This is a genomic window from Aquamicrobium lusatiense, from assembly GCF_014201615.1.
Taxonomy (GTDB): domain Bacteria; phylum Pseudomonadota; class Alphaproteobacteria; order Rhizobiales; family Rhizobiaceae; genus Mesorhizobium; species Mesorhizobium lusatiense.
In genome coordinates, this window is the sequence record NZ_JACHEU010000001.1 from 2,541,738 (window position 1) to 2,566,901 (window position 25,164).

27 protein-coding genes are annotated in these 25,164 nt (G+C 61.2%); 7 read left to right on the forward strand and 20 right to left on the reverse strand.

Annotated elements, in window-relative coordinates; genetic code table 11:
• The first annotated feature begins 39 nt into the window (after positions 1-39).
• Together rpmG and HNR59_RS12215 are read left to right on the forward strand one after the other, a co-directional pair.
• The gene (gene rpmG, locus HNR59_RS12210) at positions 40-207 is read left to right on the forward strand and encodes a 50S ribosomal protein L33 (protein ID WP_035033210.1); all 168 of its coding nucleotides are present in this window, start codon (positions 40-42) and stop codon (positions 205-207) included.
• A 158-nt stretch (positions 208-365) separates the two neighbouring features.
• Positions 366-689 (forward strand): BLUF domain-containing protein, encoded by a 324-nt coding sequence (locus HNR59_RS12215; RefSeq protein WP_183830470.1) that lies wholly within the window; start codon positions 366-368, stop codon positions 687-689.
• 309 nt (positions 690-998) lie between these two features.
• Here HNR59_RS12215 and HNR59_RS12220 read toward each other — a convergent pair whose 3' ends face one another.
• Together HNR59_RS12220 and HNR59_RS12225 are read right to left on the reverse strand one after the other, a co-directional pair.
• The gene (locus HNR59_RS12220; protein ID WP_183830472.1) at positions 999-2,372 is read right to left on the reverse strand and encodes a PleD family two-component system response regulator; all 1,374 of its coding nucleotides are present in this window, start codon (positions 2,370-2,372) and stop codon (positions 999-1,001) included.
• Positions 2,369-2,725 (reverse strand): response regulator, encoded by a 357-nt coding sequence (locus HNR59_RS12225; RefSeq protein WP_275592389.1) that lies wholly within the window; start codon positions 2,723-2,725, stop codon positions 2,369-2,371. The genes HNR59_RS12220 and HNR59_RS12225 overlap by 4 nt, the downstream gene beginning before the upstream one ends.
• Positions 2,726-2,978: 253 nt before the next feature.
• Between HNR59_RS12225 and HNR59_RS12230 the strand changes: the two genes are divergently transcribed.
• Both HNR59_RS12230 and HNR59_RS12235 read left to right on the forward strand, forming a co-directional pair.
• Complete coding sequence (locus HNR59_RS12230) at positions 2,979-3,278, forward strand: DUF3572 domain-containing protein (protein WP_183830478.1); 300 nt, start codon at positions 2,979-2,981, stop codon at positions 3,276-3,278.
• Positions 3,275-3,928, forward strand: a complete 654-nt coding sequence (locus tag HNR59_RS12235; RefSeq protein WP_183830480.1) for a hypothetical protein — start codon at positions 3,275-3,277, stop codon at positions 3,926-3,928. The genes HNR59_RS12230 and HNR59_RS12235 overlap by 4 nt, the downstream gene beginning before the upstream one ends.
• A gap of 45 nt (positions 3,929-3,973) precedes the next feature.
• Here HNR59_RS12235 and HNR59_RS12240 read toward each other — a convergent pair whose 3' ends face one another.
• The 3 genes from HNR59_RS12240 to HNR59_RS12250 all read right to left on the reverse strand — a co-directional run bounded on the left by HNR59_RS12240 (position 3,974) and on the right by HNR59_RS12250 (position 6,152).
• Entirely contained in the window at positions 3,974-4,741 is a 768-nt protein-coding gene (locus HNR59_RS12240) for an alpha/beta fold hydrolase (protein ID WP_183830483.1), read from the reverse strand.
• Positions 4,742-4,852: 111 nt separating this feature from the next.
• On the reverse strand, positions 4,853-5,392 hold the full coding sequence (locus HNR59_RS12245) for a DUF192 domain-containing protein (RefSeq protein ID WP_183830486.1): 540 nt from the start codon (positions 5,390-5,392) through the stop codon (positions 4,853-4,855).
• 163 nt (positions 5,393-5,555) lie between these two features.
• On the reverse strand, positions 5,556-6,152 hold the full coding sequence (locus HNR59_RS12250) for a cold-shock protein (RefSeq protein ID WP_183830489.1): 597 nt from the start codon (positions 6,150-6,152) through the stop codon (positions 5,556-5,558).
• Positions 6,153-6,336: 184 nt separating this feature from the next.
• On the opposite strand from HNR59_RS12250, the gene gloA reads away from it, so the two are divergent.
• On the forward strand, positions 6,337-6,777 hold the full coding sequence (gloA, locus tag HNR59_RS12255) for a lactoylglutathione lyase (protein ID WP_183830492.1): 441 nt from the start codon (positions 6,337-6,339) through the stop codon (positions 6,775-6,777).
• 56 nt (positions 6,778-6,833) lie between these two features.
• Here gloA and HNR59_RS12260 read toward each other — a convergent pair whose 3' ends face one another.
• From HNR59_RS12260 to dusB, 6 genes are all read right to left on the reverse strand, one after another.
• Positions 6,834-7,169, reverse strand: coding sequence for a septal ring lytic transglycosylase RlpA family protein (locus HNR59_RS12260; RefSeq protein WP_246374684.1), 336 nt, complete (start codon positions 7,167-7,169; stop codon positions 6,834-6,836).
• Between the two features lie 270 nt (positions 7,170-7,439).
• Positions 7,440-8,801, reverse strand: a complete 1,362-nt coding sequence (gene ntrX / locus HNR59_RS12265) for a nitrogen assimilation response regulator NtrX (protein ID WP_183830497.1) — start codon at positions 8,799-8,801, stop codon at positions 7,440-7,442.
• Positions 8,791-11,073 carry a sensor histidine kinase NtrY-like gene (locus HNR59_RS12270; RefSeq protein WP_183830500.1) on the reverse strand — a complete coding sequence of 761 codons (2,283 nt, stop codon included), beginning with the start codon at positions 11,071-11,073 and terminating at the stop codon, positions 8,791-8,793. The genes ntrX and HNR59_RS12270 overlap by 11 nt, the downstream gene beginning before the upstream one ends.
• A gap of 113 nt (positions 11,074-11,186) precedes the next feature.
• Positions 11,187-12,641 (reverse strand): nitrogen regulation protein NR(I), encoded by a 1,455-nt coding sequence (gene ntrC, locus HNR59_RS12275; RefSeq protein ID WP_183830503.1) that lies wholly within the window; start codon positions 12,639-12,641, stop codon positions 11,187-11,189.
• The gene (locus HNR59_RS12280) at positions 12,638-13,780 is read right to left on the reverse strand and encodes a two-component system sensor histidine kinase NtrB (RefSeq protein WP_183830506.1); all 1,143 of its coding nucleotides are present in this window, start codon (positions 13,778-13,780) and stop codon (positions 12,638-12,640) included. Before HNR59_RS12280 ends, ntrC begins: the two co-directional genes overlap by 4 nt.
• Positions 13,777-14,796 carry a tRNA dihydrouridine synthase DusB gene (gene dusB / locus HNR59_RS12285; protein WP_183830508.1) on the reverse strand — a complete coding sequence of 340 codons (1,020 nt, stop codon included), beginning with the start codon at positions 14,794-14,796 and terminating at the stop codon, positions 13,777-13,779. The genes HNR59_RS12280 and dusB overlap by 4 nt, the downstream gene beginning before the upstream one ends.
• Positions 14,797-14,935: 139 nt before the next feature.
• On the opposite strand from dusB, the gene HNR59_RS12290 reads away from it, so the two are divergent.
• Together HNR59_RS12290 and HNR59_RS12295 are read left to right on the forward strand one after the other, a co-directional pair.
• A complete protein-coding gene (locus HNR59_RS12290) occupies positions 14,936-16,165 on the forward strand; it encodes a bifunctional 2-C-methyl-D-erythritol 4-phosphate cytidylyltransferase/2-C-methyl-D-erythritol 2,4-cyclodiphosphate synthase (protein WP_183830511.1) in 1,230 nt (409 codons plus the stop codon).
• Positions 16,162-16,707: a CinA family protein gene (locus HNR59_RS12295; protein WP_183830515.1), complete on the forward strand. Its 546-nt coding sequence runs from the start codon at positions 16,162-16,164 to the stop codon at positions 16,705-16,707. Before HNR59_RS12290 ends, HNR59_RS12295 begins: the two co-directional genes overlap by 4 nt.
• Here HNR59_RS12295 and HNR59_RS12300 read toward each other — a convergent pair.
• The 9 genes from HNR59_RS12300 to pdhA all read right to left on the reverse strand — a co-directional run bounded on the left by HNR59_RS12300 (position 16,680) and on the right by pdhA (position 25,155).
• Positions 16,680-17,141, reverse strand: a complete 462-nt coding sequence (locus HNR59_RS12300) for a type II toxin-antitoxin system RatA family toxin (RefSeq protein ID WP_183830518.1) — start codon at positions 17,139-17,141, stop codon at positions 16,680-16,682. The genes HNR59_RS12295 and HNR59_RS12300 overlap by 28 nt on opposite strands.
• A gap of 12 nt (positions 17,142-17,153) precedes the next feature.
• A complete protein-coding gene (lipA, locus tag HNR59_RS12305) occupies positions 17,154-18,125 on the reverse strand; it encodes a lipoyl synthase (protein WP_183830520.1) in 972 nt (323 codons plus the stop codon).
• Between the two features lie 134 nt (positions 18,126-18,259).
• A complete protein-coding gene (locus HNR59_RS12310) occupies positions 18,260-18,517 on the reverse strand; it encodes a GlsB/YeaQ/YmgE family stress response membrane protein (RefSeq protein ID WP_183830523.1) in 258 nt (85 codons plus the stop codon).
• A 128-nt stretch (positions 18,518-18,645) separates the two neighbouring features.
• Positions 18,646-20,091 carry a dihydrolipoyl dehydrogenase gene (gene lpdA / locus HNR59_RS12315; protein WP_183830526.1) on the reverse strand — a complete coding sequence of 482 codons (1,446 nt, stop codon included), beginning with the start codon at positions 20,089-20,091 and terminating at the stop codon, positions 18,646-18,648.
• 16 nt (positions 20,092-20,107) lie between these two features.
• Positions 20,108-20,689: a GNAT family N-acetyltransferase gene (locus HNR59_RS12320; RefSeq protein WP_183830529.1), complete on the reverse strand. Its 582-nt coding sequence runs from the start codon at positions 20,687-20,689 to the stop codon at positions 20,108-20,110.
• A gap of 2 nt (positions 20,690-20,691) precedes the next feature.
• A complete protein-coding gene (locus HNR59_RS12325; protein WP_183830532.1) occupies positions 20,692-21,294 on the reverse strand; it encodes an SGNH/GDSL hydrolase family protein in 603 nt (200 codons plus the stop codon).
• Between the two features lie 6 nt (positions 21,295-21,300).
• Positions 21,301-22,683, reverse strand: a complete 1,383-nt coding sequence (locus HNR59_RS12330; RefSeq protein ID WP_183830535.1) for a pyruvate dehydrogenase complex dihydrolipoamide acetyltransferase — start codon at positions 22,681-22,683, stop codon at positions 21,301-21,303.
• An 18-nt stretch (positions 22,684-22,701) separates the two neighbouring features.
• Complete coding sequence (locus tag HNR59_RS12335; protein ID WP_183830538.1) at positions 22,702-24,102, reverse strand: pyruvate dehydrogenase complex E1 component subunit beta; 1,401 nt, start codon at positions 24,100-24,102, stop codon at positions 22,702-22,704.
• Positions 24,103-24,114: 12 nt separating this feature from the next.
• Positions 24,115-25,155, reverse strand: coding sequence for a pyruvate dehydrogenase (acetyl-transferring) E1 component subunit alpha (gene pdhA, locus HNR59_RS12340; RefSeq protein ID WP_183830541.1), 1,041 nt, complete (start codon positions 25,153-25,155; stop codon positions 24,115-24,117).
• Positions 25,156-25,164: the final 9 nt, after the last annotated feature.

Here is a 25,164-nt window from a genome sequence, read left to right on the forward strand (position 1 = left end):
GTTGCGGCTTAACCCCAGGAACATAAACGGACGAGCAACATGGCAAAAGCCGCGAACATCAAGATCAAGCTTCTTTCGACCGCCGACACCGGCTTCTTCTATGTGACCAGCAAGAACAGCCGCACCAAGACGGACAAGCTCTCGTTCCGCAAGTACGACCCGGTCGTCAAGAAGCACGTTGAATTCAAGGAAACGAAGATCAAGTAATCTTCGGATTTCTGCGAACAGAAAAAAGCCGCCCAACGGGCGGCTTTTTTTGTTGGCTACCCCTTCATCGCGCGACCTTGTATTTCATCCTTGCGAGCAGATAAAAAGCATCAGATTCTGACTGATGTTTTTATTCTTTTGCCGGGGGTATTGCCGCAATGCTGATCCGCCTCACCTATATATCGACCTTTAATGCCAACATCACCGAGGCAGACATAGACGAGCTGACCGGGAAGGCGGCTGAGTTCAACAAGCGACACGGCATCAGCGGCATTCTGGCCGTGGAAGGCGAGCGGGTGTGCCAGATACTGGAAGGCCCGCGGCCTGAGGTTCAAACCCTGTTTGAATCCATCCGGCGCGACCCGCGCCATTCCGGCATCGTCGAGCTCGACGTGAGCGAGATAGACCAGCCTCACTTTGAGGCATGGGGCATGGTGCGCCGTCCGATGGTGGACATCGTTACGCTGGCATTTTCACTGTAGACGAACAAGCTGCTTTGCCGAAGGGGACTGCGCCGGGAAACCGGGGGCCGGTCGACTATGGCAGCGGTACGAGGAGGCCACTATTACCAAGGCCGACCGGCCAACCCCACGGAACCCAGGAGATGCGGCGGACCTGAGAAACATGGGGTATCTCTGAGGCGTAACCAGAAACTGCCTGCTACACCATTTCCGCAACGTCGCGCACGAAACCGCGAAAATCAACCATTTCTTAACCCAGAGAATCGAAAGCGCTGGATTAAGGTAAACTCTCAGCAGTCGCCGCCTTGACGAATCCCTCCGCAGAGATGCTCACGCCGCCTTGGCGACGACGCGGTTGCGACCGTTCTTCTTTGCCTCATAGAGAGCAAGATCAGCCCGCTTCAGAAGCGCCGCAACGCTGTCGTCCTGCCTTTTGACCGACGAAACGCCGACGCTGATGGTGATCTCGACCGGGTTGCCCTGCCTGCCGACCGAGAAGGGCGTTCTTGCGATTTCCGCACGTATGCGTTCGGCCACCTTGGCAGCTACGGCGCCTTCCGTGTCGGGCATGACAATAACGAACTCCTCACCGCCAAACCGGCAGATCAGATCGATTCCGCGCATGTTCTGCCTCAGGCGACGTGCAAACTCGCGCAGCACATCGTCGCCCCCGTCATGACCATAAGTGTCGTTGATCGATTTGAACCGGTCGAGATCCACGATCATGATCGACAGCGGGCGCCTGCGCGCCACGGCCCTGTCGAACAAGGTCTGAAGGTGGCTGTCGAGATAGCGTCTGTTATGAAGCCCGGTAAGAGAATCCGTCACCGCCATCTCTATCGACTGGGTGACGCTGGCCCGCAGCTGGTCATTATAACGTTTGCGCCTGATCTGCGTATAAAGCCGCGCTGTCAGCTCGTGGGGATCGACCGGCCGCACCAGATAGTCGTTGACGCCAAGTTCCAGCCCCCGGATGATGCGGGGATCGTCGTCCTGTTCGGCCAGCAATATGATGGGCAGAAAGCGCGTGCGATCCAGAGACCGCAACTGCGAGCATAACCGCAGCGGATCCACATTCGGCAAAACCGTCGACAGGATCAAACACTCGTAGTTGCCTTCCGCAGCCTGGAAGAAACCGGCATTGGGATCGGAGGCGAACTCCAGCTCCATCTCACCCCTTATCTTCGAGCGAATACGCTCGAAGACTTCGACGCGGCTGTCTATCAGCAGCACCTTGGCAGGCAGGTCCGAGCCATTATCGCCACGGCTGAGAATGTTCGCGAGCCCTATGCTGGTCGCCGTGGCGGTACGCAGCCGCAATTCGTCGGTCAGCATCTTGAGCCGAACGAGGCTCTTCACTCGCGTCATGAGCTGCAGATCATTGACGGGCTTGGTCAGAAAATCGTCTGCCCCGGCTTCAAGTCCGCGGATACGGTCCGAGACCTGTCCGAGAGCCGTGACCATGATGACCGGCAGATGCGCGGTTGCCGGATCGCTCTTGAGCCTGCGGCAAACCTCGAACCCGTCCATCTCCGGCATCATCACGTCGAGAAGAACGACGTCGACCTTGGTCGTCTCGCAGATATCGAGGGCCTCAGCTCCGGAGCTGGCGGTGATGACCTCAAAGTACTCGGCCAGCAGACGCACCTCGAGAAGGCGCACATTGGCCGGAATGTCGTCAACGACGAGGATGCGCGCGGTCATGCATCCCCCAGATAGGATTTGATCGTTTCGATAAAGCGCGGAACGGAAATCGGCTTGGAAATATAGGCCTCGCATCCTCCCTTGCGGATGCGCTCCTCGTCGCCCTTCATGGCAAAGGCGGTGACCGCTATGACCGGGATGACGTGGAGTTCATCATCCGCCTTGAGCCATTTTGTCACCTCAAGCCCCGAGACTTCAGGCAACTGAATATCCATCAGGATCAGATCGGGCCTGTGGGTGCGCGCCAGTTCGAGCGCTTCCAGACCATTGCGGGTGCGCACGGTTTCGTAACCGCTGGCCTCGATGAGGTCGCGAAAGAGCTTCATATTGAGCTCGTTATCTTCGACGATCATTACTTTCTTCGGCATAGACTTTCCGTCCCGATGGCCATTCTCCAGAATGACATCGTCCCCCTACACTCAGTCAGGCCGCACCAACCCGAATGCACGCTAGCGCAAGATGATTGATGAAATGGAAATCAACCGTCAACAAAGCGCATCTTGCGTCGGGTATCCACAGACGGCTTCCAGAACTTGCCCTGTGTGGCAATTCACATACCTTGCCAGAACGATTCGAATAATTCTCGCTCAGGACTGAAGGGTAACAATGACAGATGCAGCGTCAATGCGCGAGCACGCCGAGGCTTTGTCCATCAGCGCCCTCGGTTTCGTAGCATCGGACCCCGAACTTTTGCCACGTTTCCTTGCAATCACCGGCATCGACGCCGGTTCGATCCGGCAGGCGGCGCGCGAACCCGGCTTTCTGGCGGGTGTTCTCCAGTTCATTCTGGCGCATGAGCCCACCCTTCTGCGCTTTTGCGAGGCAACGGGAACGCCGCCGGCTGCCGTTGGTCAGGCCCTGCGCCATCTGCCGTCAGGCGATACAAGCTATGAAAGTTCGATATGAGTGCCGATCCCGAAACCCTGCGACAGATTGAAGAACTCTCCTCAGACGACAGGCCGCTGCTGATCCTCGACGTGGACGACGTCCTGCTTGAATTCATCCGCCCGTTTCCCCGTTTTCTGGAACAGCGCGGACTTCAGTTGACGATGGCCTCGTTTCGCCTGACCGGCAACATCGCCGAAACGGGAACCGGCAGGCTGGTCGAGCAGCCCGAAGTCACGGCCCTGCTGGACGACTTCTTCGCCGGGCAGGCCGACTGGCAAAGCATCACCGATGGCGCGCCCGAAGCGCTTGCGAGCTTCGAGGGCCGCGCGGAAATCGTTCTGCTGACGGCAATGCCGCACCGGCACCGCGAAACGCGCCGCGCGCATCTCGACGCGCTCGGCCTTCCCTATCCTCTGCTCACCACGGAAATGGCCAAGGGGCCTGCAGTGGCGCGCCTGCGCGGTCCGGGCAACCGGCCTGTCGCTTTCGTCGACGACCAGCCGCCGAACCTGATTTCGGCTCGCGAATCCGTCTCAGACGCCAATCTTTTCCACCTGATGGCAGATAACAGCCTGCGCGAATTCCTGCCGCCACTGCCACAGGACATCACGATCGTGCATGACTGGCACGACGCAAGGCCCAAGATAGCCGCTGCTCTGGGTTTCTGAGAAAGCGTATTCGCCGGCAAGCGCGGCGGGCGATAATGCAAAATTCTACAGCGGATGCTCTGCGTAGAACCCGATCACCCGCTGCTTGAAGCTCTTGTCGCCGACCGCAAGCATGTGGTCGCGGCCCTCGATGGCGAATGGCACGGCGTTGGGCATCAGCGCAGCCAGTTCTTGCGGCGAACCGCCAATGTCGTCTTTGGTACCCACGGCGACGAGCGTCGGCTGGGTAATGCGGGACATGTCGTCCTCGGTCAGCACTTCGCGTGAGGTCGAGATGCAGGCAGCAAGCGCCCTGCGGTCGCTGCGCGTCTGATCAGCGAAGGCGCGAAACGCCCGCCCGCGCGGATGCGTGGTCTTCGCCGGATCTTCCGCAAGCAAGGCATCGGCGATCGGGTCCCAGTCGCCCACACCGTCCACCATGCCGATCCCCAGCCCGCCGAACACAAGCGTTGCCACTCTTTGCGGGGATTCCAATGCAAGGAACGCGGAAACCCGCGCGCCCATCGAATAGCCCATGACATGCGCTCTCTCGATGCCGAGATGATCCAGCAGAGCCACCGCATCCGACGCCATCTTCGTCGGCGTATAATCGGCTTCATCATAGCTCTTGGTGGAGTTGCCATGACCGCGATTGTCCAGCGCGATGGCCCGGTAACCCGCATCGTTGAGCGTCTTGAACCAGCCGGGCGACACCCAGTTCACATAATGGCTGGAAGCGAAACCATGGATGAGCAGCACCGGGTCGCCCTTCCCCCTTGCCGGCTCACAGTCGAGAAAAGCGAGATCGAAACCGTCATGGGTAAAGAATTGCATGTGAACTCACTGTCCTGAATTGCATCGCGATCGCATGGACCACCGGGGACCACCGGGCAAAACTGAAGGCACGCCTGTTTCAAACCGCTGCCCGCCCGTAAAAGCCGAACCTTAGCCGCCGTTCCCGGGCGTCATCTGCGTGGCCCCGGTTTCGTTCAGCCTCGGGTGCCGTACCATATCGCCTACAGATATGCCTTCCCTGCCGGTCGTTCCAGCCTTCAGTTCAAGCACATAGCGAACAGGTTTTTCCGGCGAGATAGGGGCGATGGAATAAGGCTCGCCCGGCAGAATAGCCTCAATGCGGCCTTGCTCCGCAATGAACACGAGGTCGAGCGCCATGGGCGTGTTCTTCATCCAGAAGCTCACCGGCCGGGTTTCCTCAAAAATGAACAGCATGCCGCGATCGTCCGGCATTGTCCGGCGATACATCAGGCCCGCCGAACGATTGGCGCCGTTATCAGCCACCTCGATGGCAAAAAAACGCGGGCCGGTGGTGGTGGCGATTTCCAGCGGATCCGCGTCGACCGGCAGAAGCATCGGCTGGCCGGCCGCTACCTCCGTTCCTTGCGAAAGAGACGGCGCAGAAACAGCTATCACCAGCGCGAGGCAGGCAAGCACACCCGCCAGCCAACTCCAGCGTTTCACGATCATTGCGCCACTCTTTCAGCCAGTTTCTGCCGGCACCTTATTGGCAAGGAGGTTTTCCGGGCAAGATCGAAGATGATTGAAAAAGAAACGCACTGCCTGACCGCCGTGGCGAGAGACGATCAGCCACAGAAATAGACGGGCAGCCACGGAAATGTGGCATCCGCGGTCAGTGCGAAACCGGCAGAGTTCCAACGTCGGGGTGAATTTCCGCAGCCATCAGACCCTTCTCGCCCCGTCCGAAGCGGACCAGAACGACCTGCCCGGGCCGCAATTCGGTGACGCCGAAGCGGCGCAGCGTTTCCATGTGAACGAAAATGTCTTCGGTGCCCTCGCCACGGGTCAGGAAACCAAAGCCCTTGGTGCGGTTGAACCACTTCACCAGGGCTCGCTCCAGCCCGCTTTCCGGCGTGACAACCACATGGGTGCGCTGCTCGGGAAGCTCCGTCGGATGCGTTGCCGTCGACATGTCGATGGAGAGGACGCGGAATGCCTGCAGGCCGCGGTCCCCCTGCTTAACCAGGCAAACGATGCGAGCGCCTTCCTGAGCGGTCTGAAAACCGTCACGGCGCAGGCAGGTGACATGCAGGAGAATATCGCCGAGATGCGGCTCATCCGGCAGGATGAAACCATATCCCTTGGCGACGTCGAACCACTTGATCGCACCAGAAACTTCAGTGAGATCAGCGCTGTCAGCATGTTCCTGACGAGCGACTGTGTCGGTCCGGTCCGCTTCCCGCCCCGTAAAAGAGGCTTTTTCCCCCATCAGAACGCCCCCATCTGGCATCAACACACAACTGATTCTTCAACCGCAGGATAGCATTCCGGGTTCGCAATTGTGCAAGAGCAGAGATACATTTTGCACGTATCATTCAGTTGTATTGACGGACCCCTCGGTTGCCGCCGCTGATCGCCGACCCTATGTTGCAGGCTCCGCTCAGGAGGTTTTCATGCGTTATCTACACACCATGGTTCGGGTCGCCGATGTCGACGCCGCGCTCGACTTCTACTGCAACAAGCTGGGCATGAGCGAAGTGCGCAGGCAGGAAAACGAACAGGGTCGCTTCACCCTGATATTCCTTGCCGCAGATCATGATGAAAAAAACGGACGCGAGGCGAGCGCGCCCCTGCTCGAACTCACCTACAACTGGGATCCCGAAACCTATTCCGGCGGCAGGAATTTCGGCCATCTCGCCTATGAGGTCGAAGACATCTATGAAACCTGCCGGAAACTGATGGACAAGGGCGTCACCATCAACCGCCCGCCGCGCGATGGCTATATGGCGTTCATCAAATCTCCCGACGGCATCTCCATCGAGCTGCTGCAAAAGGGGAACGCCAGGGAAAAAGCCGAGCCCTGGGCTTCCATGCCGAATACGGGAAGCTGGTAAGAAAAAAGCCGCCCCCTGTAATTCACAAGGGGCGGCCTTGACCGGTCTTCGCGATCTCAGGCTTTTGCCATGCAGACCGATGTGTGGCCCGACTGGATAAATCCGAGCTGATTGGCCGCGGCCTTGGAAAGGTCGAGAACCCTTCCCTTCACGAAGGGTCCGCGATCGTTGATACGCACAACGATGCTCTTGCCGTTTTTCTTGTTGGTGACTTTCACGCGTGTGCCGAAAGGCAGTGTGCGATGTGCAGCGGTCATGGCGGAGGGATTCATCTTCTCGCCGGATGCTGTCTTGGAATGCAGCGCATACCAGGATGCACGTCCACACTGAATGGTTGCAGAAGCGTCGGTCGTAAAGGCACCCGTCATCACGCCTGCTGCAACGGCGGCCATGATCACGGCCCGCCCGTTCCTTTTCGTCATTAAATCTGCTCCGTTGGTCGTGCGGAGCCACTAGACAAGAAATGAGGCGGCAAATGAGGTGATCAACCACCTGATTCGCTGCCATGGAACACGTTTGAAAAACTGTGGAAACAGTTTGTCAGGGCGCGCCTCCCATATTCGGATACGAAGGCAGCGGCGGATTCATAAATAATTAGGAAACAGCAATCTGAAAGCATCCCGGCGTTACTTTGAACGGCCGGGATTCAATCATGGATTATCTCAGACGCCCAGAGACTTAAGCTTTCTGTGCAGAGCGGAACGCTCCATGCCGATGAATTCGGCTGTGCGTGAAATATTGCCGCCGAAGCGGTTGATCTGCGCGATGAGATAATCCTTCTCGAACTGCTCGCGCGCCTCGCGCAGCGGCAACGCCATGATGTGCTGATCCGACTGGCCGGGTGTGCGGGGCATCACATCGCCGATTTCCCCCGGCAGCAGATCCGCCGTGATCGGCGCTTCCACGTCATCGCCGCGAACGAGGATCATCAGGCGCTCGATGTTGTTGCGCAACTGGCGGATGTTCCCCGGCCAGTTGTGAGCCTGCAGCACGGCCATCGCATCATCGCCCACACGGCGTGGCTTCATGCCCACCTGCCGGGCCACCTGCTTCATGAAGTGGTCGACCAGATAGGGAATGTCCTCGCGGCGCTCCGCCAGTCCCGGCACCATGACCGGCACGACCGCCAGACGGTGGTACAGGTCTTCGCGAAAGCGGCCGTCCGCGATCATCGCCTCAAGGTTCTGCGCGGTGGACGAAATGATGCGCACATCGACCTTCACCCGCTTGGTGCCGCCGACGCGCTCGAACTGCTGGTCGACCAGAACGCGCAAAATCTTGTTCTGCGTCTCGCGCGGCATGTCGGCCACTTCATCGATGTAGAGAATGCCGCGATGCGCCTCTTCCAGCGCGCCAACCTTGCGCTCGGTGCCGTTGGATTCCGTGCCGAACAGCTCGATTTCCATGCGCTCCGGCGTGATCGTGGCAGCACTCAGCGTCACGAACGGCCCGCTCTTGCGCGACGACATGGCATGGATGGCGCGCGCCGTCAGTTCCTTGCCGGAACCAGAGGGACCGATGATCATGACGCGGCTGTTGGTGGGTGCCACGCGCTCGATCGTCTGGCGCAACTGGCTCATGGCGGAAGACATGCCGATGAGGTCGAAGGTCTCTCCGCTGCGCTGCCTGAGATCGGAAACCTCGCGTTTCAGCTTGGAGGTTTCCAGCGCCCTTTCCGCGACGAGGATGAGCCGGTCCGCCTTGAACGGCTTCTCGATGAAATCATAAGCACCGCGGCGTATTGCCGACACGGCCGTCTCGATATTGCCGTGGCCCGAGATCATCACCACCGGAAGGTTCGGATGCATGGTCTTGATCTCGTCCAGCAATGCCAGACCATCCAGCCGCGACCCCTGCAGCCAGATGTCGAGAAAGATCAGGCGCGGCGCGCGCTCCGCGATCGCCGCCAGCGCGCTGTCGGCATCATGGGCCGTGCGCGTTTCATGACCTTCATCGCTCAAAATCCCCGCGACGAGTTCGCGAATGTCTTCTTCGTCATCGACGATAAGAATATCAGACGCCATTTTCGACCTTTACAGTTTCTTTTTCAGACGATGAGCCGGCGGAGGTGGGGGCAGAGCCTCCGGCAGCAGGAAGGATGATCGTGACCATGGCGCCTCTTCCGCCATGGAATTCTTGCGGTGCATCATGAAGCTCCAGGCGACCGCCATGGTCTTCGACGATCTTCTTGACGATAGCGAGGCCGAGGCCCGTGCCTTTGTCACGCGTCGTCATATAGGGCTCCAGAAGCCGCTGGCGATGTTCACGCGGCAGGCCCTTGCCATTATCGATGACGTCGACGCGGATGGTGTCTCCCTCGCGGCCGGCGCGGATCATGATGACGCTCGACGAGCCATCCTCGCGCTCCACGCCCTCCATCGCTTCCGACGCATTCTTGATGACGTTGCCGAAAGCCTGCGACAAAAGCCTCGTATCGAATGTTCCGGGCAGCGGCTCATTGCCGAACTGGCGCTCGAAACGGATATCGGGGCGGCTGACCTCGACGAGGAACGAAGCCTCGCGCAAAGGTTCGCGCAGATCCAGCTGCTTCATGTCGGGCTTCGGCATGCGTGCGAAGGAGGAGAATTCGTCCACCATGCGGCCGATGTCGCCCACTTGGCGGATGATGGTGTCCGTGCACTGGTCGAACACTTCGCGATCCTCGGTGATCACCTTGCCGTAGCGCCGCTTGATGCGCTCCGCCGAAAGCTGGATCGGGGTCAGCGGGTTCTTGATCTCATGGGCAATGCGCCGGGCAACATCGGCCCATGCGGACGAGCGCTGGGCGGTGACGAGATCGGTGATGTCGTCCACCGTCACCACATAGGACTTCGAGGCATCCTCGTTGTCCTCTTCCTCCATGGTGACCTGGATGTTGAAGGTGCGCTCCGCACCCGAGCGATAGAACGTCACCTGCTCGCGATAGACCGGCTTTTCCGACTTGCGCCCGATCTCGAAAGCCCGGCCGACCAGCGGCAGCAGCACGGAGAGATTCTGTCCGGTGGCTGTCTCCGCATCGATTGCCAGCATGATCTCCGCCGAGCGGTTGACGATGGTGACGATGCCTTCCGCGTCGACGCCGATAACCCCCGCCGTCACGCCTTCCAGAACCGCTTCGGAGAAGCGGCGGCGCTCGTCTATCTGGTCCTTTGCCGTCAGCAACTCGTTGCGCTGCGATTTCAGCTCCAGCAGCATGTTGTTGAAGGTCGCGCCCAGCGAGGCGACGTCGCCGTCGGATGGACGCACCGGCACCGACACGTCGAGATTGCCCGTCGCCACCTCGTCAGCCGCGCCGATCAGCTGGCGGATCGGCCGCACCAGCCGGTCAGCAACGGCAATGCCGGTCCAGACGGCGGAGAGAATGATGATCAGCGTCATCGACAGATAGGGCAGCGCGAAGGCGATCTGCGACGGGCGCCGGTTCGATTCCAGCCCGCGATATTCATCGACATTCGCGCGCACGATCTCGCGGGCCTTGATCACTTCCGGGTCGATCACCCGGATCGTGTAGAGAAACAGCCCCTCAAGCTCGCGCAGCTTGACGATCGCGCCCATGATGTTGCGCGTGCGCGGCTCGATCAGCAGCGGCGGGCCGCTTTCGGCCTCCTGGATGGCACCTTCCGGTGGCTCCGGCATGGCGAAATCAGCCGAGGTTTGCGCGCTCATCACGAATGAGCCGTCCGACCTCACCAGCGCGGCATGGGCAAGCCCCCGTCCCACAGCCTCCTTGTTCAGGAGATCTAGAAAACCGGTACGGTCGAGCCCGTAGAGCGTACGCGCGCTGTCCAGATCATAAGCCATCGACAGGGTCGTGCCCTGAAGGTTGCGGGCATTCTCCTGCACATAGGCGTCGGCAATCGAAAGAGACGAGTTGATGATCGTCTTGGTTCTGATCTCGAACCATCTGTCGAGCCCGACATTCAGCGTGATGGAGGCGACGATCGCCACCATGATCGCCGGTATAGCCGCCACCAGCGCGAACATGGTCACGATGCGCACATGCAAACGCGAAGCCGCCTTGCCGATGCGTCGCGCCAGCAGGATGCGATGAATCTCGCGGCCGATGAGCGCCATCAGCATCAGAATGAAAAGGGCGTTTGCCGCGATGAGAACGAGCGTGATGGTGCCGTCCGGCGCGATGGGCGTGGCGCCAACGAGAATCGCGAAGGATGCGCCTGCCGTAAAAAGGGCGCCCAGTATCGCCAGAATGCCCGGCAGGGCGAGCAGACGCCTGCCTTCCTGCGCGCGGCTTCTGGGCAGTCGCACCTGACCGGTGCTGAGAATTTGAGTCGCCATTCCGCCCTGTGACACCATGAATTGCGTTACATGTATGCAACATTGTGGCGATTATGCAACAAAACGGGCGAGAATATGGCCTCCCCTAGCAAAGCCGGCTCAGGACCGAGGCATCAGCCCGCAGACTTGTAGATGTTGATGCCCAGCTCGCGGATCTTCTTGCGCAAAGTGTTGCGATTGAGACCCAGCATTTCCGCGGCCTTGATCTGGTTGCCGCGCGTCGCCGTCATGGCCGCAAGCACCAGCGGATGCTCGACTTCGGCAAGGATGCGCTGATAGAGCCCCGGCGGCGGCAGTCCCGGCCCATAGGACGCGAAATGACGCTGGAGATAATGCTCCATCGCCTGCCCTATCGAAAGGTTCTCAGGAATCAGCGTGCCGACAGCAATCGGATCCGGCCTTTCGCCCGAGTTCAGTTCTGCATCGATGATGTCGGCCGAGATTTCGTCCTGTGGATAAAGTGCGGCCAGCCGGCGCACGAGATTCTCAAGCTCCCGCACATTGCCCGGCCACGGGTAGCGTTTCATCAGGTCGACGCCGGCGGCGGCAATGCGCTTGGCCTGCAGACCCTCCTTTTCGCCCTGCTTGAAGAAATGGCGCACCAGATCGGGAATATCTTCCGAACGCTCGCGCAGCGCCGGCAGACGCAACGGCACAACGTTCAGGCGATAGAAGAGATCTTCGCGGAACAGGCCCTGATGGATGAGTCCGCGCAGGTCCTTGTTGGTGGCGGCGACGATGCGCACGTCGGTGCGGATCGGCGTGCGCCCGCCGACGGTCGTGTACTCGCCCTGCTGAAGGACGCGCAGCAGCCGGGTCTGCGCCTCCATCGGCATGTCGCCAATCTCGTCAAGGAAGAGTGTGCCGCCCTCAGCCTGCTCGAAACGGCCGGTGGAGCGGTTTTGCGCCCCGGTAAAAGCGCCCTTTTCGTGGCCGAACAGCTCGGATTCGATCAGGTCACGCGGAATAGCGGCCATGTTGATGGCCACGAACGGACCGTTGCGGCGGCGGCCATATTCATGCAGCGCCCGCGCCACCAGTTCCTTGCCGGTGCCGGATTCGCCGGTGATCATCACTGTGAGGTCAGTCTGCATCATCCGCGCCAGCATGCGGTAGATGTCCTGCATGGCGGCGGAGCGCCCAACCAGTGGCAGAGAATCGGACTGATCCTCCGGCCTGTGATCGGCCTTCGCCTTGCGCGGCTCGGCAAGCGCCCGCTGCACGATGCCAAGCAACTCCGTCAGGTCGAACGGCTTTGGCAGATATTCATAGGCACCGGCCTCCGAGGCGCGGATAGCGGTGATGAAAGTGTTCTGCGCGCTCATCACCACCACAGGCAATTCGGGCCGCGCCTTGCGGATGCGCGGCAGCATGTCGAAGGCGTTCTCGTCGGGCATCACCACGTCGGTGATCACCAGATCGCCCTCGCCCGCCGCCACCCAGCGCCACAGCGTGCCGGCATTTGAGGTCACGCGCACCTCATGGCCGGCCCGCGACAGCGCCTGAGTTAGAACGGTGCGGATAGCCGCGTCGTCATCCGCAACAAGTATCTGTCCATGCACGCTCATCGGGCATTTCCCTGATCTGGAATCGGTTCATCCGGCACTGTCTCCTTCCATGCCGGCATCAGCACGCGGAAGGTGGTTCCACGCGAATTGGAATCGCATTCGACAATACCGCCATGCTCGCCCACGATCTTCGCGACCAGCGGCAGCCCCAGCCCCGACCCATTGGTCTTGGTCGTGATGAAGGGGTCGAACAGGATCGGCAACAGATCCTCGGCCACGCCGGGCCCGTTGTCGCGCACACAGAATTCCAGCGGCAGCGACACGCGCTCCTGCGTGCCCGGCACCGACATGCGGATGCCGGGGCGAAAGGCGGTGGTCAGCACGATTTCCCCCAGCGGATCGCTGCCCACCGCCTCGGCGGCGTTCTTGATCAGGTTGAGGAACACCTGAATGAGCTGGTCGCGATTTCCGTAAACCGGCGGCAGCGAGGGATCGTAATCCTCGGTGATGGTGATGCCGCGCGCGAACCCGTTTTTCGCAATCGCCTTCACGCGATCGAGCACCACATGAATATTAACCGGATAACGGTCAATCGGCCGCTCGTCCGAAAACACCTCCATGCGATCCACCAGCGCCACGATGCGGTCTGTCTCTTCGGTGATCAGGCGTGTCAGGGCCCGGTCTTCGTCGGATGCCGACTGTTCGAGGAGTTGTGCGGCACCCCTTATGCCCGAAAGCGGGTTCTTGATCTCGTGCGCCAGCATGGCGGCAAGGCCCGTCACCGAGCGCGCCGCGCCGCGATGGGTCATCTGACGGTCGATCTTGTCCGCCATCGACCTTTCCTGAAACATAACCACGACGGAGCCCGGGAACTCCGGAACGGGCGCGGCATAGAGATCGACCATCTTCTCAATACCAAGGCGCGGCGAGGAAATGTCGACGCGATATTCGTTCACCGGCGCGCGGCGCTCGCGCACCTGATCGACGAGGGCCAGCAACGGGCTGCCGAAGGGAATGAGCTTCGACAAGGTGCTGCGCCTCAGAACCGGGGCGCTGGAGCGGAAGAAGTCCTCGGCATCCGCATTGGCGAAGGAGATATAGCCTTCAGGATCGACCATGATGACGGGCCGCCTGATCGTGTTGAGAAGAATCTGCGCGGCATCGCCTGCATCCGCGGTCCTGATCGGTATCGAACTCATGCCGCGTCCCTCGCATTGGCGGGTTGGCTGAAAATCTCGTTCAGCAGCGAAATCACCTGACGAGGATCGCCGCAGGTCAGCAACGCCTTGCGCTGGCCCGCGCCAACGGACGGCGCATGGCGGTCGAGATACCAGCCCAGATGCTTGCGCGCCTGCCGCAGACCGCTTTCCCTGCCGTAAAGCGACAGCATGTCCTCGTAGTGCGCGGTGACATAGGAGGCCAGTTCGCTTCCTGCGGATGGAATTTCCGGCGCGGCGACACCGCTGGCAGCAGAAGCGATCTCGCCGGCCGTCCACGGCGCGCCATAATGCGCGCGACCGACCATGACGGCGTCGGCCCCCGACTCCCGCAGGATCGTTCCCGCATCCTCCGGCGAGCCGACATCGCCATTGGCGACAACCGGAACCTTGACGGCAGCCTTGACCCCGGCAATCGCCTTCCAGTCAGCGCTGCCCTTGTAGAACTGGCAGCGCGTGCGCCCATGCACCGTCACCATCTTCACACCAGCCTGTTCCGCGCGCTGCGCCAGAACCGGCGCGTTCAGCACGTTTTCATCCCAGCCGAGCCGCATCTTGACGGTGACGGGAACGTCCACCGCGCCGACCACAGCCTCGATGAGCGTCAGCGCATGGTCGAGGTCCAGCATCAGGGCCGACCCGGCATAACCGCCCGTCACCTTCTTGGCAGGACAGCCCATATTGATGTCGATGATGTCGGCACCCTCACCCACGGCGATGCGCGCGGCTTCGGCCATGTGAGCAGCCTCGCGCCCCGCAAGCTGAACCATGTGCACCGGCAGGCCAGAGTGACGGATGCGCAGGTCGAAGCCCGCGCGTCCCTTCGCCAGTTCGCCGCTGGCCACCATTTCCGAAATGACGAGGCCCGCGCCATGGGCATAGGCCCGCCTGCGAAAGGGCTCATCGGTGACGCCCGACATCGGCGCCAGAAAAACGCGATTGCGAATTTCGACGCCGCCTATATCCAAAGGCTTGGACAGGATGGCCTGATCGGGCATGCACAAAAACCATGCAATTATTGTTTATGCACATTGTTTAAACAATCTCCGGAAATGATGCAATGCACAATCATGTCACATTCACGCTCTCCTGCTGAAAATGCTGGCCTTCCCGGTTCCGCGCGACTAAGCCTCCGCCATGGCTGAGCGAACCGACATTTCTGTTAGCGAGGGAACGTGCCGGATCGCGGCCGTGATCGTGGCCGCCGGGCGCGGCGAGCGCGCGGGCCAGGCTGACGGCCCCAAGCAGTACCGCCATATTGGCGGCCGCGCCGTCATTGCGCATACGCTGGAAACCTTCCTGTCGCATCCGCAGGTGGATACCGTCATCGTCGCCATCCATGCCGACGACCGCGAATTGCTGCGCAAGGCGGCGGAAGACCATCATGATCGCATCACCATCGTCATCGGCGGGCCGACACGGCAGGAATCGGTGCGGCTGGGTCTTCTCGCCCTGCATGAGAAAGCACCTGACAAGGTGCTGATTCATGACGCTGTTCGTCCCTTTTGCGATACTGAACTGATCAGCCGCACCATCGACACGATCACCGAAGCGCAAGGTGCGCTGCCTGCCCTGCCGGTCGCCGACACGCTGAAGCGGGAAGCCTTTGGCGGCATGGTCGGCGAGACGGTGCCGCGCGCTGGCCTGCACGGTGCGCAGACACCGCAGGGTTTTCCCTTCAGGCCAATTCTTCAGGCGCATGACCGGGCGCATGCGCTCGGCCGCCACGATTTCACCGACGATGCGGCGATCGCCGAATGGGCCGGCATCCCCGTCATGCTGGTGCCCGGCTCGCCGGACAACGTTAAGCTCACATGGGCAAGGGATATTTCCATGGCAGACCAAAGGCTTAAAGGGACAGCGTCAAGCTTTCCCGATGTACGTACCGGCAATGGCTATGACGTCCATTCCTTTGAGGCCGGCGACCATGTTGTGCTGTGCGGCGTCAGCATTCCGCACACGCGCAAGCTGTCCGGCCATTCCGATGCCGATGTCGGCCTTCACGCCCTCACCGACGCCCTGCTCGCGACTTGTGGCGCCGGCGATATCGGCACCCATTTCCCGCCTTCCGATCCGCAATGGAAGGGGGCTGCATCGCGCCTTTTCGTGGAACATGCCGTGGCGATCGTGCGCGAGCGCGGCGGGCGTATCGCCAATGCCGACGTGACCTTGATCTGTGAAGCCCCCAAAATTGGCCCTCACCGTGAAGCGATGGTGGCGGAACTATCTTCGATGCTCGGCATTTCGGCAGAGCGTATTTCGATCAAGGCAACCACCAATGAAAGGCTTGGCTTCGTCGGACGCGAGGAAGGCATTGCGGCCATCGTAACGGCAAGCGTCATCTACCCCGGAGAGGTTCCCGCATGACGGAAGCAGGCGTTGGAGAGATCAGGGATCAGGATGTCGGAGAACTGGCGGATCGCTTCCTGAAGGCCTGCAAGCGCAGCGGCATATTGGCAACCACTGCCGAGAGCTGCACCGGCGGCCTCATCATCGCCGCCATGACCGACATTCCGGGTTCCTCGTCCATGGTCGACCGGGGCTTCGTCACCTATTCCAACGAAGCCAAGATGGAGATGCTGGGCGTTTCAGAACAGACACTGGACGCTCATGGCGCCGTATCGTCCCAGACAGCCGCAGAGATGGCCGAAGGCGCGCTCAGAAACGCCCACGCAGGCATAGCGATTGCCGTCACCGGCATCGCAGGCCCTGACGGCGGCAGCGCGGAAAAGCCTGTCGGTCTTGTCTGGTTCGGTCTGGCGGTAACAGGCAAGCCCGTGCACGTCGAAAACCGCATCTTCGACAATCGCGGCCGCGATTTCATCCGGCGCGAGACGGTCAAGCATGCGTTGCGGATGGGCCTCGAAGCCATTGGCGACGATCAGGCCGTTTCCGCCGAGCGCCCGTAGATTGCATCTGCGCGCTTTTCAAAGGCTTCCGCGAACATGCGGAAGGCGCGATCGAACATGGTTCCCATCACCGCGCTGAGCAGGCGGCTCTTGAACTCGTAATCAATGAAGAAGCGCACGAGGCATCCTGATCCGTGCTCCTCGAACTCCCAGACATTGCTGAGATATTTGAACGGCCCGTCGATGTATTTGACATCGATTGCCCGCTCATGCGGCTTCAGAAGCACCTGCGTGATGAAGGTCTCGCGAATGGCCTTGTAGCCCACGCTCATGGAGGCGACGAGCAGCGTCTTGCCGTCGCGCTCGCGGCGTGACTGCACGGTCAGCGCCTCGCACAGCGGCAGGAACTCCGGATAGCGCTCGACGTCGGCCACCAGCGCAAACATTTCATCCGGCGAGTGGGCGACTTGGCGGGTGGCCTCGAACTTTGGCATGAAACGAAAAAACTACGCCGATTTCCGCAGGGAGGATTCGCGCGCCGCCTTCAGCCGGGCGAAATCCTCGCCGGCATGGTGGGACGACCGCGTCAGCGGGCTGGAAGCCACAAGCAGAAAACCCTTGGTCTTGCCGATGGTGGCGTAAGACTGGAATTCCTCCGGCGTCACGAAACGCCTGACCGGATGGTGCTTGCGGGTCGGCTGGAGATACTGGCCGATGGTCATGAAGTCGACATTGGCGGTGCGCAAATCGTCCATGAGCTGAAGCACCTCGTTGCGCTCCTCGCCCAGCCCCACCATGATGCCGGACTTGGTGAAAATCGAGGGATCGAGTTCCTTCACACGCTGCAGCAGTCGGATCGAGTGGAAATAACGGGCGCCGGGGCGCACCGTCAGATAATTCGACGGCACCGTCTCCAGATTGTGATTGAAGACATCCGGCCTTGCCTCGACCACGATCTCGAGCGCTTTCGCCCCATCCTTGCGCAGGAAATCCGGCGTCAGGATTTCGATGGTCGTGGAAGGCGCTGCCGCACGGATGGCGTAGATGACATCGGCAAAATGCTGCGCGCCGCCATCGGCGAGATCATCACGGTCCACCGAGGTGATGACAACATGGGTAAGCCCCATCTGGCGCACCGCATGTGCCACGCGATCGGGCTCATTGGTGTCGAGCGGTGTGGGAATGCCGGTCGCGACATTGCAGAAGGCGCAGGCGCGCGTGCAAATCTCGCCCATGATCATGAAAGTGGCGTGCTTCTTTTCCCAGCACTCGCCGATATTGGGGCAGCCGGCCTCCTCGCAAACGGTCACCAGCTTGTTCGTCTTCACGATCTCGCGGGTCTCGGCATAGCCCTTCGACACCGGCGCCTTGACGCGGATCCACTCGGGCTTGCGCAACACCTCCTGATCGGGGCGATGCGCCTTTTCAGGGTGCCTCACCCGCGGCGGGTTTGCGATATTGTCGAGAACGGTGACCATATCCGATCCAATGCTTCACTGGCGCGGGACAGGCCCGCGCACTCACTGTCATCTAGGACGTTTTTCCGGAATAAGAAAGGCCGCGGAGGCACAAGCCCCCGCGGCCTTCGCGAAGTACAGGTCGGAGCCAGGCGCTACTGGCGCACCATCCGCCCGACGAAGATCAGAATGCAGGCGCCGACGAAGCCCGTGATCAGATAGGCAAGCCAGCCCACGCCGAAGGAACCGATATTGAGAGCCTGCAGAATGGCGTTCAGCACCACTGCGCCGACGATCCCCAGAACCACGTTCATGAGGATGCCCATGTTGCTCTTCATCACCATTTCGGCAAGCCAGCCGGCAACGCCGCCAACCAAGATAGCCGCGATCCAGCCCACACCGTTGACGTCCATATGAATGGTCCCTCCAGAAAGGATTAGAATTCACATGCAACGTCCGAACCTCACATCTGGTTCCACAGCTGGCCCGGTGCGGGAGCAAAGCGCCTGATCGCTTTCTCCTCGCCCCTGAAAAGGCTGGCTCAGGCGTTCAGCGCGCGCCCGTAGGCATCGAGCACGCTTTCCTTCATCATCTCCGAAAGGGTCGGATGCGGGAACACCGTGTGCATCAACTCCTCCTCGGTGGTTTCGAGGTTCATCGCCACGACGAAACCCTGGATCAGCTCGGTCACTTCCGCGCCGACCATGTGCGCGCCCAGCAACTCACCCGTCTTCTTGTCGAAGATAGTCTTGATCAGACCCTGATCCTCGCCGAGCGCGATGGCCTTGCCATTGGCCGCGAACTGGAAGCGGCCGACCCGGATGTCGCGGCCGTCCGCCCTGGCCTTTGCTTCGGTGAGGCCGACGGATGCCACCTGCGGGCTGCAATAGGTGCAGCCGGGAATCTTCGACTTGTCGAGACCATGCACGCCCGGCACGCCGGCGATCTTCTCCACGCAGATCACGCCTTCATGCTCGGCCTTGTGCGCCAGCATGGGCGGGCCGGCGACGTCGCCGATGGCGTAGATGCCCGGCACATTGGTGTTGCCGTAGCCGTCCACCACCACGCAGCCGCGGTCGGTCTTCACGCCAAGCGCTTCCAGCCCGAGATTTTCGATGTTGCCGACAACGCCAACGGCCGAAATCATGCGGTCGGCGGTGATCTTCTCCACCTTGCCGTCCTTCGTCTCGACATGGGCGGTGATCGAGTTCGCGCCCTTCTCGACCTTCGTCACCTTGGCTTCGAGCAGGATCTTCATGCCCTGCTTTTCGAACTGCTTCTGGGCGAATTTGGAGATTTCCGCATCCTCGACCGGCATGACCTGCGGCATCACCTCGACCACGGTCACCTCGGCGCCCATGGTGCGGTAGAACGAGGCGAACTCGATGCCGATAGCGCCCGAGCCCATGACCAGCAGCGACTTCGGCATTTCCTTCGGCACCATGGCCTCGAAATAGCTCCAGATCAGCTTGCCGTCCGGCTCGATGCCGGGCAGCGCGCGCGGCCGCGCGCCGGTGGCGACGATGATGTGCTTGGCCGTATAGGTGCCTTCGCCCTTCACGCCCTTCGGCACCGGGTTCTGCGGCTCCATCGGCTTTTTGGAGCTTTTGGAAACGACGATCTCACCGGGTTTGGAAAGCTTGGCCTCGCCCCAGATCACGTCGACCTTGTTCTTCTTCATCAAAAAGGCGACGCCGCCGTTCAGCCGGCGCGAAACACCGCGCGAGCGCTCCACCACCGCATCGATGTCGGCGCTGACCTTGCCGTCGATCTTCAGGCCATAGGCGCCGGGATTCTCGGCGTAATGCTTGATCTCGGCCGAGCGCAGCAACGCCTTGGTGGGAATGCAGCCCCAGTTGAGGCAGATGCCGCCCAGATGCTCGCGTTCCACGATCGCGGTCCTGAAACCAAGCTGCGCGGAGCGAACGGCCGTCACATAGCCGCCCGGACCGGAACCGATGATGATGACGTCGTAAGCCTCGGCCATAAATCCTTGCCTTTCCTCAAGCGGCGCTGCGCGTCAGCAGCACCCAGTCATGTTGCTTGCCATCTGCGGTGAGCGGGACAGCCTGCCGTCGCGTCACCTCGGCGAATCCATGCGATTTGTAAAGTCCAAGCGCGGTGTCGTTGTCACTTTCGGTGATCAGGCTCACCGGCCGGTTGCCGGCGCGAACGATCTCATGCGCAAGCAGCCGTTTGCCCAGCCCCTTGCCGCGATGATGGCGGTAAACGCCGAGGCTGTCGATAAACCAGTGATCCACAATCATCTTCTGCAGTTCGAGGATCGGCTCGACAACAGGATGCGGCGCCGTTTCTTCCCGGATCGAAGGCAGGACCGGATGGCCGATGATGACGCCGGCGATCTCTTCGCCAACCACAGCGATGCTGGCATCCTGCCACGCCGCGGGCTGCGTATCGGAGCGCATGAAGGAACGGCCTTCCTCGAAGGCTGTCTCCTTCGAGCCGTTCAGCACCGCGCCATACCAAAACCACGACGCAAAACCGTGCGACGAAATATCGACCAGAATGGCGAGTTCCGCAGCGTCACTCTTCTGGGCGGGCCTGATGGCGATGGCATCCGGCACGGTCAAAGCTCCAACATCACGCGCACCACCGGTGCGAGCGCCTCACCCAGCCTGCGCGTGTTTTCCGCGTCCATGTGAATGCCGTCGATCTGGCAAACCTCACAGACACCGGAAGCGTCGAAAAACCCGCAACCCACCTCATCCGCGAGCTGCTCGTAGTAGCCGGCCAGCTCACCCGCTCCCTTCTTGCCGGGAGAAGCCACCGGCGGGGCGACGATCAGCACTTTCGGCTCGGGATGGCCGAGCGGATCGTCATGACCGCGCACGATAGCGATGAGGCGCCGCATGCCCTGCCGGGCGACGAAGGGATCGCCATGAATCCACGACTTCATGTCATTGGAGCCCAGCATGATGATCACCAGATCAAGCGGCGCATGCGAGGACAGGAGCGTGGGCAGAAAGCGCGCACCATTGCGATCCGCACCCGCGAGATTGTCATCGAAGGCAGTGGTGCGCCCGTTCAGACCCTCGGCGACGACCTGAACGCCGTCACCGAGTTCGCGCTGAAGAGCGCTCGGCCAGCGATCTTCAAGCGCATGGCGACGCGGACCCGAGGCATCATAGCCCCAGGTCAGCGAGTCACCGTAGCAGAGCACCGTCCGCATGCGTCGTCAGACCACCAGACCCATCGGGTTTTCGACAAGGCGCTTGAAGGCGCCGATGAGTTCGGCGCCCAGCGCCCCGTCCACCGCCCGGTGGTCGGTCGACAGCGTCACCGACATCACCGTCGCGACCTTCACCTCGCCATCCTTCACCACCGCCCGCTGCTCGCCCGCACCAATGGCAAGGATCGTTGCATGCGGCGGGTTGATGACGGCGGCGAAGTCCCTGATCCCGAACATGCCGAGGTTCGACACCGCCGTGGTGCCGCCCTGATACTCTTCCGGCTTCAGCTTGCGGGTCCGGGCGCGTGCCGCCAGATCCTTCATCTCGTTGGAGATCGAAGACAGGCTCTTTTCCTCGGCCTTGCGCACGATCGGCGTGATCAGCCCGCCGGGAATGGAGACGGCAACGCCGACATCGGCGTGGCGGTGCTTGACCATCGCGCCCTCGGTCCACGACACATTGGCGTCGGGCACTTGCCTGAGCGCCAGCGCCAGCGCCTTGATGATCAGGTCGTTGACGGAGAGCTTGTAGGCCGGCTCCTCACCCTTTTCGGTCTTTCTGACCGGAGCGGCGTCGTTGAGCTGCTTGCGCAGGCCAAGCAAAGCATCCAGCTCGCAATCCACCGTCAGGTAGAAATGCGGCACCGTCGACTTCGCCTCGACCAGACGCCGTGCGATGGTCTTGCGCATATTGTCGTGCGGGATCAGCTCGTAGGAGCCTTCCTCGAACAGTTTCAGCACCGCGTCATCCGGTATCGGCTTCACAGCCGGGGCGGCAGCGGCAGGCGCTGCCGCTTCAACCGCTGGTGCCAAGGTAGCAGCCTTCGCTCCGCCCCCGGCAATCGCGGCTTCCACGTCGGCCTTCACCACCCGCCCCTGCGGACCTGAACCGGACACAGCGGAAATATCGAGACCGGCATCCTTGGCGATGCGACGGGCGAGCGGCGATGCGAAGACACGATCCGTGTCCTTTACTGCGACAGCCGTGGTTGGAGCAGCAGCCTTCACTTCCGGCGCGGCAGGAGCCGCAGCTTTCGGCGCTTCGGCGGGCGCCGCAGCGCTTTCTGCTTTTGCCTCCGGCTTGGGAGCGTCGGCAGCCTTGGCCGGTGCATCCCCGGACGCCTTGGCCGCCGCCGCGACATCCTCGCCATCTTCGGCAAGAACGGCGATCAGCGCGTTGACCTTGACGCCCTCGGTGCCTGCCGGCACGACGATCTTCGCGACGGTGCCCTCATCGACGGCCTCGACTTCCATGGTGGCCTTGTCCGTCTCGATCTCGGCGATCACGTCACCGGGCGAAACCTTGTCGCCTTCCTTGACGAGCCACTTGCTCAGATTGCCCTCTTCCATGGTCGGAGAGAGCGCCGGCATGGTGATATTGATCGGCATATCGTCCTCCCCCGGAGCCTAGCGATAGGTGACGGCTTTCACCGCCTCGACGACTTCGCCGACATTCGGCAAGGCCAGCTTTTCCAGATTGGCCGCATAGGGCATCGGCACATCCTTGCCGGCGATGGTGATCACCGGAGCATCAAGGTAGTCGAAGGCGCGCTGCGAAACCTGATTGGCGATATGATCGCCGACCGAACTCTGCGGAAAACCTTCCTCGACCACGACCAGCCGGTTGGTCTTCCTGACCGACTCGATGATCGTATCGAGATCGAGCGGACGGATGGTACGCAGATCGATGATCTCGGCATCGATGCCCATCGCCGCCAGTTCTTCTTCCGCCTTGATCGCATAGGTCATGCCGATGCCGAAGGACACCAGCGTGACATCCTTGCCCTTCTTGTGGATGCGCGCCTTGCCGATGGGCAGCACGAAATCATCCAGCTTCGGCACATCGAAATGGTGGCCGTAGAGGATTTCGTTTTCAAGGAAGATCACCGGATTGGGATCGCGGATCGCCGCCTTGAGCAGACCCTTGGCGTCAGCCGCCGTGTAGGGCATCACCACCTTGAGGCCGGGGATATGGCTGTACCAGGCCGCGTAGCACTGCGAGTGCTGGGCCGCCACGCGCGCCGCCGCTCCGTTGGGGCCGCGGAACACGATCGGCGCGCCCATCTGGCCGCCCGACATGTAAAGCGTCTTCGCCGCCGAATTGACGATCTGGTCGATCGCCTGCATGGCGAAGTTGAAGGTCATGAACTCGACGATCGGCTTGAGACCCGCAAAGGCCGCACCCACGCCGACGCCGGCAAAGCCGTGCTCGGTGATCGGGGTATCGACGACGCGGCGGTCGCCGAATTCCTGCAACAGCCCCTGTGTGATCTTGTAGGCGCCCTGATACTCGGCGACTTCCTCACCCATGACGAAGACATCCTCGTCGCGGCGCATTTCTTCAGCCATGGCGTCGCGCAAAGCTTCGCGCACGGTCATCGACACCATTTCGGTTCCGGCGGGAATGTCGGGGTCGGCCGCGACTTCCATCTTCGGCGCTGCGGCGACTGGCGCAGGCTTTGCAGCCTCCGGCGCGGGCTTTTCCTCAGCCGTCGCCGCTTCGGAGTGTGGCGCTTCGGCCTTGGCCGCGGGAGCGGCGGCCTTGCCGATGTCGTCGGCGCTTTCGCCATCCTGCAGCAGAACCGCGATCGGCGCGTTCACCTTGACGCCTTCGGTCCCGGCCGGAACAAGAATTTTGCCCAGCATACCTTCATCGACGGCTTCGACTTCCATCGTCGCCTTATCGGTCTCGATTTCGGCAATCACGTCACCGGCGACGATCTTGTCGCCTTCGTTCTTCAGCCATTTGGAGAGGTTGCCCTCTTCCATCGTCGGCGAGAGCGCCGGCATGAGAATTTCGATCGGCATGTGCCCCCTCCCTTAAAGTACGATATCTGTCCAGAGCTCGGATGCATCCGGCTCGGGATCGTTTTGCGCAAACTCGGCGGCGTCGGCGACAATGTCGCGCACGTCCTTGTCGATGGCCTTCAGCTCATCCTCGCTCGCCCACTTCTTCTCAAGCAGACGCGCTTTCACCTGCTCGATGGGGTCATGCTCGGAACGCATCTTCTGCACTTCTTCCTTCGACCGATACTTGGCCGGATCGGACATGGAGTGACCGCGATAGCGATAGGTGTTCATTTCGAGGATGATCGGACCGTTGCCGCTGCGGCACCACTCGACCGCCATGTCGGAAGCCGACTTGACGGCGCGCACGTCCATGCCGTCCACCTTCACGCCGGGGATCTTGAACGATGCGCCACGATGCGAAAAATCCGTCTCGGCCGAAGAGCGCGTTACCGAGGTGCCCATGGCATAGCGGTTGTTCTCGATGATGTAGACGACCGGCAGCTTCCAGAGAGAGGCCATGTTGAAGCTCTCATAGACCTGGCCCTGGTTGGAGGCGCCATCACCGAAGAAGGTCAGCGACACATTCTTGTTGCCGCGATAACGGTTGGCGAAGGCAAGCCCGGTGCCGAGCGGAACCTGCGCACCGACGATGCCGTGGCCGCCATAGAACTGCTTCTCCTTGGAGAACATGTGCATGGAGCCACCCTTGCCCTTGGAATAGCCACCCTGACGCCCGGTCAGCTCGGCCATCACCCCGCGCGGCGACATCTCCATGGCCAGCATATGGCCATGATCACGATAGGCGGTGATCATCTGGTCGCCCTCGATAAGGGCCATTTTCATGCCGGTGACGACAGCTTCCTGACCGATATAGAGGTGGCAGAAACCACCGATGAAACCCATGCCGTAGAGCTGGCCGGCCTTCTCCTCGAAGCGCCGGATAAGCAGCATTTCGCGGTAGGCGGCAAGTTCATCTTCCTTGCTGAATTCCGCGGGCTTGGGCGCGGCTATGGTAGGCGACTTGTTGTCGGCCTTCGATCTGGCAGGCGCTTTTCTGGCTGCGGTGGCCATGCATCTCTC

Coding starts and splice junctions, on each gene's coding strand:
- lpdA (WP_183830526.1), bottom strand. CDS start 20,091: ATGGCCGAGGCTTACGACGTCATCATCATCGGTTCCGGTCCGGGCGGC.
- HNR59_RS12215 (WP_183830470.1), top strand. CDS start 366: ATGCTGATCCGCCTCACCTATATATCGACCTTTAATGCCAACATCACC.
- HNR59_RS12225 (WP_275592389.1), bottom strand. CDS start 2,725: ATGATCGTCGAAGATAACGAGCTCAATATGAAGCTCTTTCGCGACCTC.
- HNR59_RS12300 (WP_183830518.1), bottom strand. CDS start 17,141: ATGCCAAAGTTCGAGGCCACCCGCCAAGTCGCCCACTCGCCGGATGAA.
- gloA (WP_183830492.1), top strand. CDS start 6,337: ATGCGTTATCTACACACCATGGTTCGGGTCGCCGATGTCGACGCCGCG.
- HNR59_RS12270 (WP_183830500.1), bottom strand. CDS start 11,073: ATGGCGACTCAAATTCTCAGCACCGGTCAGGTGCGACTGCCCAGAAGC.
- lipA (WP_183830520.1), bottom strand. CDS start 18,125: ATGGTCACCGTTCTCGACAATATCGCAAACCCGCCGCGGGTGAGGCAC.
- ntrC (WP_183830503.1), bottom strand. CDS start 12,641: ATGAGCGTGCATGGACAGATACTTGTTGCGGATGACGACGCGGCTATC.
- HNR59_RS12310 (WP_183830523.1), bottom strand. CDS start 18,517: ATGGACGTCAACGGTGTGGGCTGGATCGCGGCTATCTTGGTTGGCGGC.
- HNR59_RS12325 (WP_183830532.1), bottom strand. CDS start 21,294: ATGCGGACGGTGCTCTGCTACGGTGACTCGCTGACCTGGGGCTATGAT.
- dusB (WP_183830508.1), bottom strand. CDS start 14,796: ATGCCCGATCAGGCCATCCTGTCCAAGCCTTTGGATATAGGCGGCGTC.
- rpmG (WP_035033210.1), top strand. CDS start 40: ATGGCAAAAGCCGCGAACATCAAGATCAAGCTTCTTTCGACCGCCGAC.
- HNR59_RS12330 (WP_183830535.1), bottom strand. CDS start 22,683: ATGCCGATCAATATCACCATGCCGGCGCTCTCTCCGACCATGGAAGAG.
- HNR59_RS12245 (WP_183830486.1), bottom strand. CDS start 5,392: ATGATCGTGAAACGCTGGAGTTGGCTGGCGGGTGTGCTTGCCTGCCTC.
- HNR59_RS12335 (WP_183830538.1), bottom strand. CDS start 24,102: ATGCCGATCGAAATTCTCATGCCGGCGCTCTCGCCGACGATGGAAGAG.
- ntrX (WP_183830497.1), bottom strand. CDS start 8,801: ATGGCGTCTGATATTCTTATCGTCGATGACGAAGAAGACATTCGCGAA.
- HNR59_RS12260 (WP_246374684.1), bottom strand. CDS start 7,169: ATGGCCGCCGTTGCAGCAGGCGTGATGACGGGTGCCTTTACGACCGAC.
- HNR59_RS12280 (WP_183830506.1), bottom strand. CDS start 13,780: ATGAGTTCGATACCGATCAGGACCGCGGATGCAGGCGATGCCGCGCAG.
- HNR59_RS12230 (WP_183830478.1), top strand. CDS start 2,979: ATGACAGATGCAGCGTCAATGCGCGAGCACGCCGAGGCTTTGTCCATC.
- HNR59_RS12240 (WP_183830483.1), bottom strand. CDS start 4,741: ATGCAATTCTTTACCCATGACGGTTTCGATCTCGCTTTTCTCGACTGT.
- pdhA (WP_183830541.1), bottom strand. CDS start 25,155: ATGGCCACCGCAGCCAGAAAAGCGCCTGCCAGATCGAAGGCCGACAAC.
- HNR59_RS12220 (WP_183830472.1), bottom strand. CDS start 2,372: ATGACCGCGCGCATCCTCGTCGTTGACGACATTCCGGCCAATGTGCGC.
- HNR59_RS12295 (WP_183830515.1), top strand. CDS start 16,162: ATGACGGAAGCAGGCGTTGGAGAGATCAGGGATCAGGATGTCGGAGAA.
- HNR59_RS12250 (WP_183830489.1), bottom strand. CDS start 6,152: ATGGGGGAAAAAGCCTCTTTTACGGGGCGGGAAGCGGACCGGACCGAC.
- HNR59_RS12290 (WP_183830511.1), top strand. CDS start 14,936: ATGGCTGAGCGAACCGACATTTCTGTTAGCGAGGGAACGTGCCGGATC.
- HNR59_RS12235 (WP_183830480.1), top strand. CDS start 3,275: ATGAGTGCCGATCCCGAAACCCTGCGACAGATTGAAGAACTCTCCTCA.